The organism is Endozoicomonas sp. OPT23 (assembly GCF_009653635.1).
GTDB lineage: Bacteria > Pseudomonadota > Gammaproteobacteria > Pseudomonadales > Endozoicomonadaceae > Endozoicomonas_A.
Genome location: NZ_PPFD01000002.1, coordinates 317,537 through 334,330 on the forward strand (window position 1 = coordinate 317,537; position 16,794 = coordinate 334,330).

The 16,794-nt window shown below is 47.0% G+C and carries 18 protein-coding genes; 10 read left to right on the forward strand and 8 right to left on the reverse strand.

The genetic code is table 11. From position 1 onward, the window contains the following. Positions 1 to 51 precede the first annotated feature (51 nt). Genes EOPP23_RS03280 through EOPP23_RS03295 form a run of 4 tightly spaced genes read left to right on the forward strand, consistent with a single transcriptional unit; the run spans position 52 to position 1,892 of the window. Positions 52 to 651: a glutathione S-transferase family protein gene (locus EOPP23_RS03280; RefSeq protein ID WP_153764551.1), complete on the forward strand. Its 600-nt coding sequence runs from the start codon at positions 52 to 54 to the stop codon at positions 649 to 651. Then, positions 648 to 1,043: a nuclear transport factor 2 family protein gene (locus tag EOPP23_RS03285; RefSeq protein ID WP_370514605.1), complete on the forward strand. Its 396-nt coding sequence runs from the start codon at positions 648 to 650 to the stop codon at positions 1,041 to 1,043. The genes EOPP23_RS03280 and EOPP23_RS03285 overlap by 4 nt, the downstream gene beginning before the upstream one ends. Next, the gene (locus EOPP23_RS03290; protein WP_153764552.1) at positions 1,040 to 1,708 is read left to right on the forward strand and encodes a DsbA family protein; all 669 of its coding nucleotides are present in this window, start codon (positions 1,040 to 1,042) and stop codon (positions 1,706 to 1,708) included. Before EOPP23_RS03285 ends, EOPP23_RS03290 begins: the two co-directional genes overlap by 4 nt. Continuing rightward, a complete protein-coding gene (locus tag EOPP23_RS03295) occupies positions 1,689 to 1,892 on the forward strand; it encodes a 4-oxalocrotonate tautomerase family protein (RefSeq protein WP_153764553.1) in 204 nt (67 codons plus the stop codon). The genes EOPP23_RS03290 and EOPP23_RS03295 overlap by 20 nt, the downstream gene beginning before the upstream one ends. Before the next feature lie 76 nt (positions 1,893 to 1,968). On the opposite strand, the gene EOPP23_RS03300 is transcribed toward EOPP23_RS03295, so the two are convergent. Beyond that, positions 1,969 to 2,544: an NAD(P)H-dependent oxidoreductase gene (locus EOPP23_RS03300; RefSeq protein WP_194842479.1), complete on the reverse strand. Its 576-nt coding sequence runs from the start codon at positions 2,542 to 2,544 to the stop codon at positions 1,969 to 1,971. Positions 2,545 to 2,725: 181 nt separating this feature from the next. Here EOPP23_RS03300 and dcd point away from each other — a divergent pair, with 181 nt between their 5' ends. Continuing rightward, positions 2,726 to 3,340: a dCTP deaminase gene (dcd, locus tag EOPP23_RS03305; protein WP_153764555.1), complete on the forward strand. Its 615-nt coding sequence runs from the start codon at positions 2,726 to 2,728 to the stop codon at positions 3,338 to 3,340. A gap of 107 nt (positions 3,341 to 3,447) precedes the next feature. Continuing rightward, entirely contained in the window at positions 3,448 to 3,936 is a 489-nt protein-coding gene (locus EOPP23_RS03310; protein ID WP_153764556.1) for a CBS domain-containing protein, read from the forward strand. Positions 3,937 to 4,003: 67 nt separating this feature from the next. On the opposite strand, the gene EOPP23_RS03315 is transcribed toward EOPP23_RS03310, so the two are convergent. After that, positions 4,004 to 4,606 (reverse strand): OmpA family protein, encoded by a 603-nt coding sequence (locus EOPP23_RS03315; RefSeq protein WP_194842480.1) that lies wholly within the window; start codon positions 4,604 to 4,606, stop codon positions 4,004 to 4,006. A 388-nt stretch (positions 4,607 to 4,994) separates the two neighbouring features. Here EOPP23_RS03315 and EOPP23_RS03320 point away from each other — a divergent pair, with 388 nt between their 5' ends. Next, positions 4,995 to 5,258 carry a hypothetical protein gene (locus EOPP23_RS03320; protein ID WP_153764558.1) on the forward strand — a complete coding sequence of 88 codons (264 nt, stop codon included), beginning with the start codon at positions 4,995 to 4,997 and terminating at the stop codon, positions 5,256 to 5,258. Here EOPP23_RS03320 and EOPP23_RS03325 read toward each other — a convergent pair. Continuing rightward, positions 5,255 to 6,610 (reverse strand): MATE family efflux transporter, encoded by a 1,356-nt coding sequence (locus EOPP23_RS03325; protein ID WP_153764559.1) that lies wholly within the window; start codon positions 6,608 to 6,610, stop codon positions 5,255 to 5,257. The genes EOPP23_RS03320 and EOPP23_RS03325 overlap by 4 nt on opposite strands. A 55-nt stretch (positions 6,611 to 6,665) precedes the next feature. Next, complete coding sequence (locus tag EOPP23_RS03330; protein WP_153764560.1) at positions 6,666 to 7,094, reverse strand: MarR family winged helix-turn-helix transcriptional regulator; 429 nt, start codon at positions 7,092 to 7,094, stop codon at positions 6,666 to 6,668. Positions 7,095 to 7,235: 141 nt separating this feature from the next. Between EOPP23_RS03330 and EOPP23_RS03335 the strand changes: the two genes are divergently transcribed. Continuing rightward, positions 7,236 to 8,147: a hypothetical protein gene (locus EOPP23_RS03335; protein WP_153764561.1), complete on the forward strand. Its 912-nt coding sequence runs from the start codon at positions 7,236 to 7,238 to the stop codon at positions 8,145 to 8,147. 53 nt (positions 8,148 to 8,200) lie between these two features. On the opposite strand, the gene dapD is transcribed toward EOPP23_RS03335, so the two are convergent. Next, entirely contained in the window at positions 8,201 to 9,238 is a 1,038-nt protein-coding gene (gene dapD, locus EOPP23_RS03340; RefSeq protein WP_153764562.1) for a 2,3,4,5-tetrahydropyridine-2,6-dicarboxylate N-succinyltransferase, read from the reverse strand. 150 nt (positions 9,239 to 9,388) lie between these two features. Further along, positions 9,389 to 9,733: an ArsC family reductase gene (locus EOPP23_RS03345; protein WP_370514607.1), complete on the reverse strand. Its 345-nt coding sequence runs from the start codon at positions 9,731 to 9,733 to the stop codon at positions 9,389 to 9,391. A 168-nt stretch (positions 9,734 to 9,901) separates the two neighbouring features. On the opposite strand from EOPP23_RS03345, the gene EOPP23_RS03350 reads away from it, so the two are divergent. After that, entirely contained in the window at positions 9,902 to 10,876 is a 975-nt protein-coding gene (locus EOPP23_RS03350; RefSeq protein WP_153764563.1) for an ion channel, read from the forward strand. Positions 10,877 to 10,887: 11 nt separating this feature from the next. On the opposite strand, the gene EOPP23_RS03355 is transcribed toward EOPP23_RS03350, so the two are convergent. Further along, positions 10,888 to 11,388: an aminoacyl-tRNA deacylase gene (locus EOPP23_RS03355; protein WP_153764564.1), complete on the reverse strand. Its 501-nt coding sequence runs from the start codon at positions 11,386 to 11,388 to the stop codon at positions 10,888 to 10,890. A gap of 328 nt (positions 11,389 to 11,716) precedes the next feature. Between EOPP23_RS03355 and nhaD the strand changes: the two genes are divergently transcribed. Next, positions 11,717 to 13,075, forward strand: a complete 1,359-nt coding sequence (nhaD, locus tag EOPP23_RS03360) for a sodium:proton antiporter NhaD (RefSeq protein WP_153765010.1) — start codon at positions 11,717 to 11,719, stop codon at positions 13,073 to 13,075. 590 nt (positions 13,076 to 13,665) lie between these two features. On the opposite strand, the gene EOPP23_RS03365 is transcribed toward nhaD, so the two are convergent. After that, positions 13,666 to 16,794, reverse strand: a complete 3,129-nt coding sequence (locus tag EOPP23_RS03365; RefSeq protein WP_153764565.1) for an efflux RND transporter permease subunit — start codon at positions 16,792 to 16,794, stop codon at positions 13,666 to 13,668.

The window sequence follows — 16,794 nt, forward strand, 5'->3', positions numbered from 1 at the left end:
ATTTACTCTGATTGAGTCGATTAAGACAATCACTCATACCTGGAGAAAGTCATGTATACCCTCTATTACCTGCCAGACGCCTGCTCCCTCGCTACGCTCACTGTCCTGTTGGAACTCGATCAACAGGTCACACTGATTAATAAAACGGGGATTAATAATTTCAGGGAGATTAATCCGGTTGGAAGTGTACCGGTGCTGGTTGATGGTGAGAAAACACTGGTTGAAGGGGCGGCAATATTGCTTCAGCTCTTGCAACAAAAACCAAACCAGTTGTTTCCGCAAGACGAAGACGCTCAGCAGCAGGCGACTCAGAACATTATGTTCGCCAACGCAACCATGCATCCGGCTTATGGTCGTTTGTTCTTCATTGCACAAAATCTTCCTGAGGGCGATGCAAGGAACGCAGCATTTTCAGCAGCGGCTGGTGCTATTAATCAGTTATGGCAGTTTGTTGAAACTCAGTTACAGGATAAAAATTTTCTCGGTGGAGACTTAGTATCTGCGGCGGATATCATGCTGACGGTTTATTCACGCTGGGGTGAACATTTTCCGGTTGAAATAGAAACAGGTCCACGCACGGTTGCCATGTTGACCAGTGTTCTCGGTCGTCCAACCTTCCAGCGTGCTCTTACTATGGAGGCTGAGGGGTGAGCTTTTTGGTCAAGTCGGACGAAGACTTTTCAGCGATCCATGAAATTATTCGTGCTTATTTTGTAGGCTTATACACGGGTGATAGCGCCAAACTGAGAAGTATTTTTCACTCTTCCGCGATGCTGGCAGCCCCAGATAATCATCGGTCGCTCAGCCGCTGGTTGATGGATGTAGAGAACAGATCCTCGCCGGAATCACAGGGACATGCATTTAACTTTCGAACGCTTGCTATTGAGATAACCCAGAGACAGGCAATGGTTAAACTGGAGTGCCCGTTATTCGATCATTTTTATATCGACTATCTGGGGCTGCTGAAAGAAGAGGGACGCTGGTTGATTGTTAATAAAATGTATACCGATGTTGCCAGTTCTTCAGAAAGGAGGGCGTCATGAAAGTACTGAAAATCGAGATGGTACACGACGCCGTTTGCTCATGGTGTCCGCTGGGTTATTCCAATCTGACGACGGCATTACAGCCATTTGAAAGTGATGTGCGAGCCCGGATTCAGTTGTTGCCCTATGAGCTAAACCCGGAACTTCCGCCTGAGGGAGAAACAATCATGTCTATGTTTCAACGGCAGTGGAACTGGAGTGAGGAGCGCATAAGAGACTATCAGCAGGACATTACACGGCAAGGTAGAGAGGTGGGTATTGAGTATGACTTTGCCAAAAGAACTCATTACTTCAATACGTTCAAAGCCCACTGCTTACTGCATTGGGCAGAAACATTTGATAAGCACCTTATTTTGAATCAGGAGCTTAAATACGCTTACTTCTCGCAGGGAGCGAATATCAGCGACACCGATGTGCTTTTAGCCTTGGTTTCAAAAGCTGGATTAAGTGCTTCGGAGGCTGAAGAAGCTCTTCATTCGAAGAAAATAATAGAACAGACCCAGGCCAAACAAGCTCGAGCTAAGAGTCTGTCTATTCAGAGCATTCCAGCTTTTATCTTTAATCAGAAGCAACTGGTAGTGGGTTCTAATTCAGTTGAGTTCTTTACCGATTTGATTCAATCCTTTCTAGACGAGGAAGCGCCAAATGCCCTACGTAAATATTAAAGTGACTGATGAGGGAGTAACACCAGCAGAAAAGAAAGCCCTGATAGAAGGGACAACGAAACTGTTACAGGATGTTCTGAATAAAGACCCTAAAACTACGTTTGTCGTTATCGACGAAGTGCCTACCGACAACTGGGGTATTGGCTTTGAGACAGTTTCGGAAATCAGGCAAAAGCAGGAATGATCAAAGGTAGCGACCTTACCTTGACTGTTTACCAGTGACTGATGTCGTTTATTAGTGATGGAGCAATAGTTAATAACTAAAGCTTCATCACTCGCTTCTGAACCTTCTTTAAAAAACCAACTCTTTTTTCTTCTGTCACCTTATCCATACTGTACAAAGCCATCCAGTCGGCTTTAACACTATTGGTGACTTGTTTGAGACTCAATCGGAACATTTTTCTGGGTGGGTTACCAACAGCGGCCATTCGCCATCTGGCCGCTCCCTGTGTGGTAATCACCAGAATCTTTTTGATTTTGGTCAGCCCCGGTTTGACCTTTCCGTTTTCAAAGGTCGCAACGATTCCTGGCAGCCAGATACGGTCGAGCCAGCCTTTCAGAATGGCAGGTGGTCCCATCCACCAGGTTGGGTAGATAAATACCAGTGCTTCAGCCCAGCGTAGCCTGCCTATATCCTGCTCAATACCGTCGGTATTGTCTCGGGTCATATAGCGTTCCCGTTCTTCAAGAGACATGCTGGCTTCAAAGCCTTCCTTATAGAGGTCCAGTACGTGCACGTCATGCCCGGCTTCTATCAGGCTTTCTTCGGTTTGGTGAAGAATCGCTGCATTAAAGCTTTCCGGGTTGGGGTGGGCATAAACTACCAGCACTTTCATCGAGGGGCGTTTTCCTGACATCTGAAATATGAGTCCTGCAGTTTAAACCAATGTTGCTATCGAATCCTTTCCTTTGCTGGCAGGGCTGACGGTATAATGTCTGTAAAACAACAATCAGTTGCCGAAACAGCCGCTATTTTCATCCTCATAGCGGTTTTTTTGAACAGGATCAGGTGCAACCATGAGATTGAGTGATCAGGACATAGAAAACTGTCTGGATAATGGCCGTATTGTTATTGAGCCACGACCGGGTACGGACAAGATCAGCGGAGTCAGCGTCGACCTGACTCTGGGCAACAGCTTCAGGGTCTTTAATGATCACGCTGCGCCTTATGTGGATATCAGTGGCCCAAGGGAAGAAATTAACCGGGTGCTGGACTCCATCATGAGTAAGGAAATTGTGCTGGAAGGTGAGGAAGACGCTTTCTTCCTGCATCCGGGCGAACTGGCGCTGGCCGTCACTCAGGAAGCCATTACTCTGCCTGATGATATTGTCGGCTGGCTGGATGGTCGTTCTTCACTGGCGCGTCTGGGGTTGATGGTGCACGTTACCGCTCACCGAATTGATCCGGGTTGGAGTGGACAAATCGTTCTGGAATTCTTCAATGGTGGAAAATTACCGTTGGCTTTGCGTCCGGGGATGGGTATTGGTGCGATCAATTTTGAAACCATGAGCAGTCCTGCAGTCCGTCCTTACAACAAGCGTAATGACGCGAAATACAAAGGTCAGCACAGTGCTGTTGCCAGTCGAATCGGAGACGATAAAAAGGAAGAACTTCCCAGCTCTTCAGCTTAACGGAACTGGCGTGTTTTGTCTGTTTGTGTGAATTGACGTGAGTCAAGATAGTTGTTTTTGAAAATAGGCCATACTGTGATCATCAATGCTTCGGTGGAGAGATCGATATGGCTCAGGAGAACCCCCTCCATGCAGTCACAGCAGCACAGGTTATGACCCGTGATGTTATGACTGTACCCTGCGACTGGCCGGTTGACCGCCTTGCCCGTTTTCTGACCGATAAGAGTATTTCCGGAGCGCCGGTTGCAGACTCTTCGTCCAAGCTGGTCGGTGTCGTGACGCTTTCCGATATTGTTCGCCAGACTGGCAATGGATTAGTAGATCTTAATTTAAGGGAAGAGGATTTTTACCAATCCATGCTGGACGCAGACCTGTCTCCTGAAGACCAGCGAGCGTTTCATGAGTCGGTCGATCAAAGTGTATTGATTCAGGATATTATGACACCTGTCGTCTTTGAAGTGTCTACCGACACACCACTGATCAAAGTGGCTGATGCCATGGTGAAAGGTCATATTCACAGAGTATTTGTCACGGAAGACCGAAAGCTCAAAGGTATTATAAGTGCTTTGGATTTACTGAAAGTGATTACTGATTGATGACGTCTTATAAAAAATAAAACCGGCGATTACAGCCGGTTTTATTGATCATGAAATGCAGTTCCGATTATTTCATTACACGAATCTCAACCCTGCGATTTTCTGAACGCTGTGCTTCATCCGCATTGGCGTTAATCGGGTTATCTTCACCTTCACCCCATTGCTTCATATTGCTGGTCGGAATGCCTCGGCTTTCGAGGTACTTGTAAACACTGTCAGCCCTTCTTTCTGAAAGATCCTGATTGTGCTTACGTGTTCCCAGATCACAGGCATGACCGATGATATCAATTCGAGTATCGTCGTTAATCTGCCCAATGATGTCACTGATTTCTGTCTTGGCATTGTCAGTGAGGTAGTCTGAATCCAGTGCGAAATGAGCGGTCGACATCCCGGCTACTGCAGGTACTCCCATATAGCCATTGTCTTCAGCCTTGGCAGAATCTGCCATGGCGCAGGCTGAGCCACCAAGCACAGCACCGGCAACAAACGCTGCTCCACCTGTGGCCAAATTGTATGCAGCACCTGGAATTCCCAGTACTAGACCACCTTTAGCCATACATCCAGCCCAGTGAGGCTTGGCAGCGGTCTCTTTCTTTGGTGTGTTGGAACAACCTGCGGTAAACAGCATCGAAAAAACAACGGCAATGGTGCCGAGCATCCTTGCGGTCATGGTACTACTCCTATCCATGGTTAAATTCCGCGAATCGCTTCCTTAATACTGCCAGAGCATTGTTGGAATGAGTCGCAGTTGTCAGGAATTATAGTGAGCGTTTTTTCATGGAATTGACGGCTCGAAGCAGAGGTAGCTATGTCTCAGAGAGGCTGTGGTTAAAAGTGATCATTATTTTGACAGTGGCTGGTGCAGGCGGTTGTTATTTCGAGAAGTTCGGCTGTATCAGGCAGAGCTCTGGACTTTGTTGAACTGTGATTCTTTAGATCATGACCAAGTACTTCTGATAAAAGGAGAACAATGAAAGACAAGCGTATTGTGTTTGTACGAATACATCATATTGTGATCAGAGCTTATTCTTGAGTGATCAGGTAGCAGAGCAAGAACCATGAAACCAGAACCTCAAGCAGCCATGAATCAGTTAATAGAACAGGTTAGAGAGGCTATTCCTTTTGGTTTGTCCGAAGCAGAGATCTGTTCAGGTGAATGCATAGGCTGTGCAAAGAAACTGATGGAGTTCCTTGATCAGGAGCTGGAAGACTGGAGCACACGACTGGATCAGGGTGAAGTACCAAAGCTGGGTGATCTCAGTAAACTGGCGAAGAGCTCAACAAAAATCCATCGTGTGCTGACGAAAAATAATCTGGTTTAAACTGTTCTTTTCTTCAAATCCTTCATCAATAGGTAAACCACCACAATTGCCAGGGCAATATTAGACAGAGGTAAGGCAATCCAGACACCCGTCACGCCCATCAGTTTCGGCAGAATAAACAGCAAAGGCAGCTGAACCAGCATATTACCCATAGTGATTACGGTAGCAATGCGGTAATTGGCCAGAGCCTGAAAGTAGGCAGCAACCACCACAATAAATCCATCCAGAAACAAGGTGAAGAGATGCAGGCGGAGACCCAGTGAGGTTTCACTCTGCAGAACAGAATCACTGCTGTTAAAGATAAAGGCAATTTGATCGGGAAAGAGATTAACCACTGCTAAGGTTGCAAAGCCAACACTTAATATCCACTTCATGCCCATAAAAAGTGTTTCACGGATATTCTTATTATTGTTCTGGCCGTAGCTGAAACTGATCAGAGGCTGAATGCCATTGGCTACGCCTTCTGCCAGCATGTAAAACAAGGCTTGCACATAACCGACAATGGTGAAGGCAGCCAGAGTGACAACGCCACCGTACTCAAGGAACAGTCGGTTGTGGATAAACAGCACAAAGCTCATATAGAGAAACATGGCGAGGCTGGGCATACCCGTTTTCAAAATGTTTTTGCTGATATTCCAGTTAAAAATGAGTGACTGTCGTGTAATTCGTTCCTTGGCATAGTCTGAGACAAAATATCCCAGAGCAGCCAGGGCAGTTGCTGCGTTGGCAATGACGGTAGCGATGGCAGCACCTTGCATCCCCTGTTCCAGAATGACGATAAAGAGGTAGTCGAGAATTATATTCAGTACGGCACCTGCGGCCATGATAGACATCGACAGGGTAGGGTGTTCATCGTTACGAATAATCATGGGCAGTGCCATGCCCAGCATAACAGCGAGACTGCCAAAACTGGCTATTCTCAGGTACTCCTCACCCATGGTCAGAACCTGATCTTTTGCTCCCATCCAAAGTAACGGCCAGTGGCCAAAACTGAACAGTAATACACCAGTCAGCACCGACAAAAACAACATCAAAAGTACTGATGAGCCAAGAATAAGACTTGCCTTTTTATGTCCTCCCTTACCTCTGGCAATGGAGTAAAGAGCGCCTGTTCCCATACCTGACATCAGGGCTACACCGATAAGAACACCAAAAACGGGCCAGGCCAGATTCATAGCGGCCAGAGCTTCGGTGCCAACGAACTGGCCAATGAATATGCCATCAATAACCACGTAAAGACCACTGGCCAGCATGCCTGCGATGGCTGGCAAGGTGTAATGCCAGAACAGCTTCTTGATGGGGGTCTGAGACAACTTGCTGGTCTCTGACGGGGACGAAACGGGAGATTCCATAATTTATCTATTTGTTAGTCTAACTAATTAATTAAATGTAAAAAAAGAGATAGCCTCAAGAGAACTGGCCACAAGCCTTACTGAGCAGTCGCTCCAGATCAGAGAGTTCTTTTTTGTTTAAGCCTGATCCGATGTCGGTTATAAGCTGGGCAAACACTTCCTGGTCGGCCTCAAACATCTGTTCGGACTCTTTTGTCACGCTGATACGGATTGCACGGCGGTCTTCATTACAGGGACTGCGCTTCAGAAAGCCTCGCTTCTCCAGCTTCTGCACCATCACTGTGGCCGAGGCTTTGGCTATTTTCATCTCTGCTGCCAGATCCGAGAGACGAGGTGACCCCAACTCGAAGACTGTTCTGATGTAGTCATATTCGTTGTATGAGACATCTGTATTGATGCTCTGAGTAGCCGCTTGTACACGCCACAGTCGAGAGAGTTGCCGTTCAATGCGGTCGAAGGATTGAGCCAGAGTTTGCACTGTCATATTGGTTAGGTTGTCTAACTAAATTTGAGGCAGTTTACAGGATATAGAATCCAGTGATCAATGGAATTTATCAGAACCCTTAATGTCCAACTCACTAACTTAACTATTCTGTTGTTCTAGCTGTTTATCGTAGAGGTTCGAATGAAACGTATTTTTCCTGGGGTGTGTCTGTTCCTGCTATCTCTGTCTGTTATGGCTGACTATGAACTGGCAAGTAGAGAGCAATCCGAGTTGGTAAAAGCTCGAATTATGGATGCGCCAACGAATCGTGACTGGGCTTATTCCTGGATGGAAGAAGACCTACTGGATGTTGATCAGGTCATTGTGTCTATGGACGGGGGGCATACATCTTGGGAGGAAACTGTTTTTACAGAATTAGTCATGACCCTCAGCAATAAGGGCTGGCTTAAACGTCTGGTTATCGGTATGTCCGGTTTGGGGGAAAAGGCACTGATAGCACTTGAGGAGGCTAATTCCGAAGAGCATACAGATCAGAAATGGGATGAAATCAAGACGTATTTCAGTGCGCTGGATTACCTGTCTCTTGATACGTACAAAATATTGTATCTTTCTGGTGTTGATCTTGTTGCAGAGAATAGAAAAGTAAATGTAAAACCATTTGAAGAACAGTATCCAGATAACGACTCCAGAGAAGAAAGAATTAAAGAACTCAAAAAAGCCCTGACTCCTCAGATTTTCTACCGGGTTTTTTCTGATATGTCAGGTGTTCCCTCCAAATACAGAAATCAGCCTGTCCCCAGTCATGGGAATCAGTGCACTGACACCGGCTGCCCTGATGGAGAAACGATGTTGACCAGAATGATTAATGTACAGTTCTGGCAGAGTGAATCCTTGGCGGCATTGGCCAGTGAAAGTCATACATTAGTCATTGTTCCTGCAATGTTCTATGCCGTGAATGACAGAGGACTGCCTGCACATATTCGAGCTAAAAAAACTGAAAGTCGACAGAAGGTGGTAAGAATCAAAGAAGGGGAGGATTTTATATCAAATCGATATGGGTTGGATTACTACATTATACCGTCTGAAAATTGATTATGAGCAAGAGCAGTCTTCCAGAGTGAAGACTGCTCAGTAACTATTTTTTCTTAGTTATGAGCGTGCAGCTCTTCATTCAGCTCAATAGCACTTTTGTTAGCCAGACATTCAATCGCACCGGTCTGTGAGTTTCTCCAGAACAGCAGATCGGATTTTCCAGCCAGTGCGGTTGCCCGAACTACTTCAACCGGCTTTTTATCTTTATCCAGAAGAGTAATTTTTGCTCCTGCCGTTATATACAGGCCTGCTTCAACGGTGCAGCGGTCGCCCAGAGGAATGTTGATTCCTGCTTCAGCACCGATCAGGCAGTTCTTGCCAACAGACACAACAATGTCGTTACCACCAGACAGAGTGCCCATAGTGGAGCAACCGCCGCCCAGGTCAGAACCTTCACCAATCATGATACCGGCAGAGATACGACCTTCGATCATGCTCTTGCCTTCGGTACCGGCGTTAAAGTTGATAAAACCTTCGTGCATGATGGTAGTACCTTCGCCAACGTAAGCGCCCAGACGCACACGGGCTGCATCGGCAATGCGGACACCGGTTGGTACTACGTAGTCGGTCATCTTTGGAAACTTATCCACAGAGTCCACGCTCAGTACACGACCTTCAGCTCGTGCTTTCAGCTGGCGGGCAGTCAGTTCGCTCAGGTCTATTGCACCTTCGCTGGTCCAAGCTACGTTTGGCAGCAGTGGGAAAATGCCGGACAGGTTAATGCCGTGTGGCTTAACCAGACGGTGAGAAAGCAGTTGCAGCTTCAGGTAGGCTTCCGGAGTACTGACAGGAGACACATCGGTTTTCAGGAAGGTAACTACACGTGGCTGAGAGCTGACTTCCAGACTCTTCATCACAGCGGCCAGGCTTTCTTCACCAATGTTGGTAAAGGTTTCTTCCAGCGCATGGCAGGTAGCACTGTCCAGCTCAACAAAGCTGTTGCCGCCTTCATACTTAACTATTTCAGTAACCGCAGCCACCAGTTTTTCAGAAGGAGAGGTCAGAGGCTGTGGATAAAAAACTTCCAGCCAGTCACCTTTGCTGTTCTTGGTTCCTGTACCGATGGCCAGACTGAAAAGAGTGGTACTCATGTGTTCGTTCTCCATAAAACTGAGGCTTTAAAACGCCTTTGATTTGCTTTTTTTGGTAAAACGCAGATCTATTCCACTGTGTTTTTTTCAAATGTCAGTGGTGAGCTACGTTTTCACTTATGGCTGTTTGTTGGGGCAAAAGACGGTGAATCAAGCAAAAAGCTCGGAATATTGTTTATCAGAAAAGCCCAGTGCTTTCGTTGAGCCATTGTCCAGCAAAGGACGTTTGATCATGGCTGGTTGTTCCAGCATCAGTTCAATGGCAGATGATTCATCAACAGAGGCTTTGACATCGTCTGGCAGCTTTCGCCAGGTAGTGCCGCGCTTGTTCAGCAGGGCTTCCCAGCCCAGCTCTTTACTCCAGCTTTCAAGCTGGTCGCGATCCAGGCCGTTTTTACGGTAGTCATGAAATGTGTATTCAACACCGGCAGCGTCCAGCCACTTTTTTGCCTTGCGAATGGTGTCGCAGTTACTGATTCCATAAAGCGTTGTCACGGCTCTGCTCTTTTGTTCTGTAAGGGGAGCAAAGAATACACCGAGACAGGTGGGAATGCATTTTTCGGCTCTTCCGTCATAAATGCTGAAAAGTAGCTGTCATTTTCAATAGTCCATCACAGGTTGCCGAAACAGTATAAAGATATCTCAAAAGGGTTTGGGTGAGTGATGGAAACACTGTGTCTATATCGCGGAAAAAGCGGTGGTCGCTGTCAGGAGAGTAAAAGTACAGACAGTGATTACTGCTATTGGCATGATTCCTCTGTCGATAAGTTCGGTGACGACATAAAGGAGAAACTGGAACAGCGAGCTGCTTCAGGTGTGCTAATGGAAGGCTTTCAGCTTAAGAAAACCAATCTGGATGGTATCAATCTTATCAACCCTGATGGCCAGCCTTATCGCTTGATTAATAGTAATCTCTGTCGCGCCAGCTTACAGGGCGCCCATCTTTATCGTGTCGACCTTTCAGGCAGCAGCCTGTTGAAAGCAGATCTTTCAAAAGCCAACCTTCGGCGTAGTAATCTGGAAAACTGCGACTTGTTGGGCGTTAACCTGAAGAATGCAGGTATTGAACATACTCATTTCGGCAACAAGATCCTGCAGGAAAAAAAGGGAAAAGCTTTCTGTCAGCAGGGTAAGCACAAGGAAGCTCTGGAGTGTTTTGAAGAGGCTGGAGAGGTCGCCAGAAATTTGCGTCGCCATTGCGAAACTCAGGGAATGTTTACCAGGGCAGGTCATTTCTTCTATAAGGAAATGAGACTTCACCGGTTCAGGTTGCCAAGGTATTCCTTTGCAAGACTGCTTTCATGGCTGGTGGACCTGGTCAGTGGTTACGGTGAAAAACCGGCAAGAGTTATAGTTTTCTCTGCCAGCTTTATTTTATTCTGCTCACTATTTTACTTCCTGTTTGGTATTCAGGATTCCGGTCAGCTGGTGATCTATCAGCCAGGCTTTAGTTTGTCTGAGAACCTGAGGGGCTGGCTTGATTCACTCTATTTTAGTGTTGTGACCTTTACTACCCTTGGCTACGGTGATCTTACACCTGTCGGGCCATCACGCTTTTTCGCTGCACTTGAAGCCTTCATAGGCAGCTTTACTCTGGCGCTGTTTGTTGTGGTCTTTGTGAAGAAGATGACCCGATAGCTATATATGAGCTAAAGAACGTTTCTATAGGCTTTTTCCTCTTCGGGGTCGCAGCTGATGGCTGCATGCGATTGCCCCTGAAACAGTTCCTTAAACTGTTCCCGGTTTAAATGAATCAGTTCTCTGTGGTCGCCTGCTTCAAGATAAAGATCCTTCACCGAATTCAGTTCATCATCCCAACAGGTATTAATGCCGTAGGCCATTCCCATCGGAGGAACTGCGCCTTGTTCGCAATCAGGAAACAGCCGGTTTATTTCCGGCTCAGTGGCAAGGTTCAGATGTCTATCCAGTTTGGTATTCAACCATCGAAGCATCAACTTATTCATAGAAGGCATGATGGCCATGACATAGCCCTTGTTGTCATGGAGAACGACGGCTTTGGTCATGTTCTTGACAGGAATGCAGGCTGAGTGAGCAGTATCGACTGCCCGTTCTGAATAAGGATGAGAAACCAGTTCGTATTCCGCATGGTGGTCGTTCAGAAACCGATGAAGTTTCCGGGCAATGGTCATGGTTAAATCTCACAAATTTTGAAATAGGTAAAAGAAATAAGCTGATACAAAGTTTATATGGCTTTTACCGACCCGCTTTAAATTTAATCAGATCAAAAAAAAATAAAGGGAACACTCTGCCTATATTTGTAGTCATAACAAACGGCAGTATTCGGATATTTTTACTATGGTTTCCATGATTGGTTTTAATCCAAATACCTACTTTGGTCAGGTGGAGAGATGAAGATGATAGGAGTAGGATTGCAGCACAATAAAAATTACTTAACTCCATATTTAAAAGGATATTGATGTGAACAGCTCCGGAAGGTTTCTTCCTGCCCTGACGTTTATGTTCGGCCTTCTTCTCCTACCCCAGGCAGCCTATGCCGAAGACCTGCTCAGAATGACTGAACACCCGTTAGCCTGGGTCTGTATTGTTATATTTGTCTTGGCCTATGTTGCGGTTATGGCGGAAGAACAGCTCAAGCTGAAAAAGTCGAAACCGGTCATTATGGCGGCAGGCCTTATCTGGGCCATTATTGCCTGGATTGCTACCGGTGAAGGGGTGTCTCATGATGAGCTGCATAAGGCGGTCATGCATGACCTGGAAGAGTATGCGGCCATGTTTCTGTTCCTGCTGGTGGCGATGACTTATATCAACGCCATGGAAGAGCGGCAGGTGTTTGACAGCCTGAGAAGCTGGTTGATTCGCAAGGGCTTTTCATTCCGACAGTTGTTCTGGGTAACCGGTATTCTGGCATTCTTTATTTCACCCATTGCGGACAACCTGACCACTGCCTTGTTGATGGGCGCCGTCATTATGTCGGTAGGAAAGGGCAATCCGCAGTTCGTTACTCTGGCCATGATTAATGTTGTAGTGGCAGCCAATGCCGGTGGAGCCTTCAGTCCATTTGGTGACATCACCACACTGATGGTTTGGCAGGCTGGGAAAGTTGAATTTACCGAGTTCTTTGTACTGTTTCTCCCCGCTGTTGTGAACTTTATGGTTCCGGCACTGATTATGAACTCCTTTATTGAGACCAGCTGTCCGGTGGCGCTGGAAGACCACGCCAAGATTCGTGTTGGCGGAGTCAGGGTTTGTTTGCTGTTTCTGGTGACCATTGGTCTGGCTATTTCCTTCGAAAACTTCCTGGGTTTGCCTCCTTTTATGGGGATGATGACTGGGCTGTCCTTACTGATGTTCTTTGCCTATTTCCTCCAGTTGCAGGGGTTAACGAGCACTCGCAAAGTTTCTCCTATGCGTGAAATCGGCGGTGACCCTGATGTATTCAAGCGGGTATCACTGGCTGAGTGGGATACCCTGCTGTTCTTCTTTGGGGTTATCTTCTCTGTAGGAGGCCTTCGCTACCTTGGTTATCTGGAAGTAGTGTCAGAAGAAATGTATCTGGGTATTGGGGCGACATGGACCAACATTGTGGCCGGTGTTATCTCCGCCGTTGTGGATAACATCCCAGTGATGTTTGCCATTCTTGGTATGAGCCCGGAAATGGACACCTTCCAGTGGTTGTTGATCACTCTGACTGCTGGCGTAGGTGGTAGTTTGCTGTCTGTGGGTTCTGCGGCAGGTGTCGCTTTGATGGGAGCATCAAAGGGGTCTTATACCTTTATGACTCATCTACGCTGGAGCTGGGCTATTGCTCTTGGATATGCAGCAAGCATCTGGGTGCATTTTCTGGTGAACGGCTAAAGAGAGATTTCTGGGTTGCCAGCTCTTCAGAGCTTTCGGCCCGGGTAGATGATGTAAGGTGCACAGGGGCCGGATGTTTTCAGGCTGACAATAGCATCGTAGCGATTATGGACTTCCGGCACTCTGCGGGAGTCCAGCAACTTCATTTCCATTCGCTTTGTATTGATCCCCTTCTTTTTAAATATCTCCCGGTCGACGGCAGATGAAGGTTCAAATGAAAAAAGCAGAGAATCTGCTTTAACGGTGTGCACGACCATTTGTCCACGAACAGGTTCATACTGACAGTTAACGTCTAACAAAGAGGTTGAACAGCCTGATAGTAAAAGGCTGGCTAATAAAACTATACCTGTTGTTCGCGGTAAGCCGAGCGTGTTCAAACGAATGACTCTCCACTGAAAAGATCCTCGGAATTATTATTACACGCTCTTGGTTAATAATTGAACTATTAAAGTGTTTGAATAAGTATGTGGATAAGTGCACAGACACACGAAATTGAATATTAAATCATTCTTTGCCTGCCTCCGGCGGGCAAAGAATGTATGAACTCATATGTCTGTATGCTCAAAGCGCCCTAAGCAGAACCGTCAGAGTCAGCAGTTCGCTTTGTTGGGATCAAAATGCTCACGGGTCTTCTGTAGCAACAGGTAAAACACTGGTATTAATAATGTTCCTATCACGGTGGCAGCAATCATGCCTGACATAACCGTTGTACCAATCACTCTACGGCTGGCGGCTCCAGCTCCACTGGCAAAGACCAGAGGCATTACCCCAAGAATAAAAGAGAGAGCGGTCATTAGCACTGCTCTGAATCTCAATTCAGCTGCATCGGCTGCAGCATCAAAAATGCTCTTGCCTGACTGACGCTGAACAATGGCGAACTCTACGATCAGAATGGCAGTCTTTGCAGCAATACCTATCAGCAGCACCATGCCAATCTGGGCGTAAATGTCGTTGGCAAGACTCGGGTACAAGGCTCTGAAAAGGTTTAAACCTGCAAAGGCTCCGAAAGTGGCAACCGGAACCGAGCAGATGATGGCCAAAGGAATCGTCCAGCTTTCGTATTGTGCGACCAGAAACAGATAAACAAACAGAAAGGCCAGAGCAAACAATAGTGGTGCCAGGCTACCTGCCGCAATTTCCTGGAGTGACTGTCCTGACCATTCGTATGAGTAGCCTTGAGGCAGAGATTTTGCGAGCTGCGCCATCTTCTGAATAGCGTCACCCGAGCTATAGCCTTCTGCAGCCTGGCCACTGATTTTGGTGGATCGATAGAGGTTGTAATGAGCGATACTGTTTGGCCCTAACACTGGCTCCAGAGATGCCACTGTGGTGAGAGGTACCATTTCTTTGTTCGCATTTCGCACATAGTAATCACTCAGGTCAGCAGGCTTTGCCCTGAACTGACTTTCAGCCTGAAGTTTGACCTGGTAGTTGCGGCCAAATTTATTGAAGTCATTGATGTAAACAGAGCCCAGTTGAGTTTGCAGAGTTGAATAAATATCGGACAAGGACAGAGTCATGGCTTTGGCCTTATCGCGATCGACTTCCAGAAAGTACTGAGGAACATTGGCTCGCCAGGTGCTATAAACCCTGCTCAGTTCAGGTTGATGATTGGCCTGATAAACCAGTCCGTTCATAACCTGACTGAGTTGCTGAGGTGTACTGCCCATGGTGTCCTGCAGTCTGAAATCAAAACCGCCGGTTGAACCCAGCCCAGGAATGGATGGAAAGGCAAAGGCCATGACCTGTGCTTCTGGCAATGACCAGAGTTTGCCCTGTGCTCTGCCCATAATGGCTTGCTGGCTTTGGTCGGCATTAGGGCGTTCTTTCCAGGGTTTTAGAATGGCGATGGCCAGAGCACTGTTGGAGTTACGACCGCTGAGCATACTGAAACCGGCTACGGTTATAACGCTTTCAATACTCGAGTCGGTTCTAAGAAGATGGGTTACTTTTTCAGTAACCAGATTGGTTCTGTTAAGAGAGGCGGCATCAGGCAACTGAATGTTGATGATAAAGAACCCCTGATCCTCCTCGGGTACAAATCCTGAAGGTGTGTGATCAAAGAGAACCGCTGTTGAACCAATCAAGCCGACAAAAAGAACCATTGCGATAATGCTTTTTCTAAGCAGACTGGAAACAATACCTTTATAGCCGCCAGTGAGGCTTCCAATCAGTTTGTCGACGGGTTGTAACCAGGTAATGTGATTCATCTTTCCCGGTTTCAGCAAGGTGGCACAGAGTGCCGGGCTCAAAGTCAGAGCATTGATCGATGAAATAAGAACGGATACCGATATAGTGACGGCAAATTGAAGATAGAGTCCGCCCGTTATCCCCGGCATAAAACCGACGGGAACAAACACGGCCAGTAAAACCAGCGTGGTCGCGACAATAGGGCCTGACACCTCTTTCATCGCTTCCAGTGTTGCGTCTTTCGGATTCATTTTCTCTTTAGTAATAAGACGTTCGACGTTTTCTATAACGACAATGGCATCATCCACCACTATCCCTATCGCCAGTACCAGGCCAAATAGAGTGATAGTGTTAATGGTAAAGCCCAAAGCTTTCATAACGGCGAATGTGCCGATCAGCGAAACTGGAATGGCTATGGTGGGGATAAGCGTTGCGCGCCAGTTTTGCAGAAAGAGAAATACAACCAGAATAACAAGAAGAATGGCCTCAAAAAGGGTGGTTACAACTTCATCGATTGAGGCTTTGATAAAACGTGTGGTGTCAAAGGCAATGGTGTAGGTAATGCCTTCCGGCATTGATTTGGCAATGTTGTCGACAGTGTTACGAACGCTCTCTGCTACGTCCATGGCATTGGCGTCTGGCTGCTGATAAACGACAAGAAATGCAGTTGGTTTGTTGTCGAAGTGGGCAATGCTGCCATAACTTTCGGAACCCATTTCAACCCGGGCAATATTTTTTACCCTGATATAGGAGCCAGCCTGATCAGCCTTGATAATGATGTTGCCAAACTCTTCCGGATTGGTCAGTCGGCCTTTGGTTTTTACCGAGTAAGTGAATTGCTGGTCAGGCAGATTGGGCGCTTGCCCAAGTTTACCGGCCGAGACAATAACGTTCTGCTCCTGCAGAGCATTGGTCACATCCTGAACAGAGATATCCAGTGAGGCCATTCGTTCTGGGTTCAGCCAGAGCCTCATGCTGTAAGTCATCGCACCAAGCACCTGGGCAGAGGCGACACCATTGATGCGGGTTATGGGATCAAGCAGCAGATTATTGGCATAGTTACTCAGGTAGATTTCGTCGTACTGATCCTTGCTTGAAATAATGTTGACGCCCATCAGCATATTGGACGACTGTTTGCTGACGGTAACGCCCAGTCGCCTGACGGCCTCGGGCAAACTGGGGGTAGCAACAGCAACCCGGTTCTGAACATCTACCAGGGCAATACTCTGATCGGTCCCGGGTGCAAAGGTTATGGTGATACTGGCGCTGCCATCACTGCCTGCCGAGGAATCGATATAGATCATTCCCTGCACGCCATTAACCTGTTTCTCAATCGGATTAATGACGGCTTCTTCAACGGTTATCGCATCAGCCCCGGGGAAGGTGGCGTTGATAGTGACCTGTGGTGGTGTGATTTCAGGAAATTGAGCAACAGGCAGGGTTTTCAGGGCTATCAGACCAACCAGTGTAATAACAATAGAAATAACAAAAGCGAACTTGGGTCTGTTGATAAAGAATTGACTGATCAT

Coding starts and splice junctions, on each gene's coding strand:
- EOPP23_RS03280 (WP_153764551.1), top strand. CDS start 52: ATGTATACCCTCTATTACCTGCCAGACGCCTGCTCCCTCGCTACGCTC.
- EOPP23_RS03290 (WP_153764552.1), top strand. CDS start 1,040: ATGAAAGTACTGAAAATCGAGATGGTACACGACGCCGTTTGCTCATGG.
- EOPP23_RS03295 (WP_153764553.1), top strand. CDS start 1,689: ATGCCCTACGTAAATATTAAAGTGACTGATGAGGGAGTAACACCAGCA.
- EOPP23_RS03300 (WP_194842479.1), bottom strand. CDS start 2,544: ATGAAAGTGCTGGTAGTTTATGCCCACCCCAACCCGGAAAGCTTTAAT.
- dcd (WP_153764555.1), top strand. CDS start 2,726: ATGAGATTGAGTGATCAGGACATAGAAAACTGTCTGGATAATGGCCGT.
- EOPP23_RS03310 (WP_153764556.1), top strand. CDS start 3,448: ATGGCTCAGGAGAACCCCCTCCATGCAGTCACAGCAGCACAGGTTATG.
- EOPP23_RS03315 (WP_194842480.1), bottom strand. CDS start 4,606: ATGACCGCAAGGATGCTCGGCACCATTGCCGTTGTTTTTTCGATGCTG.
- EOPP23_RS03320 (WP_153764558.1), top strand. CDS start 4,995: ATGAAACCAGAACCTCAAGCAGCCATGAATCAGTTAATAGAACAGGTT.
- EOPP23_RS03325 (WP_153764559.1), bottom strand. CDS start 6,610: ATGGAATCTCCCGTTTCGTCCCCGTCAGAGACCAGCAAGTTGTCTCAG.
- EOPP23_RS03330 (WP_153764560.1), bottom strand. CDS start 7,094: ATGACAGTGCAAACTCTGGCTCAATCCTTCGACCGCATTGAACGGCAA.
- EOPP23_RS03335 (WP_153764561.1), top strand. CDS start 7,236: ATGAAACGTATTTTTCCTGGGGTGTGTCTGTTCCTGCTATCTCTGTCT.
- dapD (WP_153764562.1), bottom strand. CDS start 9,238: ATGAGTACCACTCTTTTCAGTCTGGCCATCGGTACAGGAACCAAGAAC.
- EOPP23_RS03350 (WP_153764563.1), top strand. CDS start 9,902: ATGGAAACACTGTGTCTATATCGCGGAAAAAGCGGTGGTCGCTGTCAG.
- EOPP23_RS03355 (WP_153764564.1), bottom strand. CDS start 11,388: ATGACCATTGCCCGGAAACTTCATCGGTTTCTGAACGACCACCATGCG.
- nhaD (WP_153765010.1), top strand. CDS start 11,717: ATGTTCGGCCTTCTTCTCCTACCCCAGGCAGCCTATGCCGAAGACCTG.
- EOPP23_RS03365 (WP_153764565.1), bottom strand. CDS start 16,794: ATGATCAGTCAATTCTTTATCAACAGACCCAAGTTCGCTTTTGTTATT.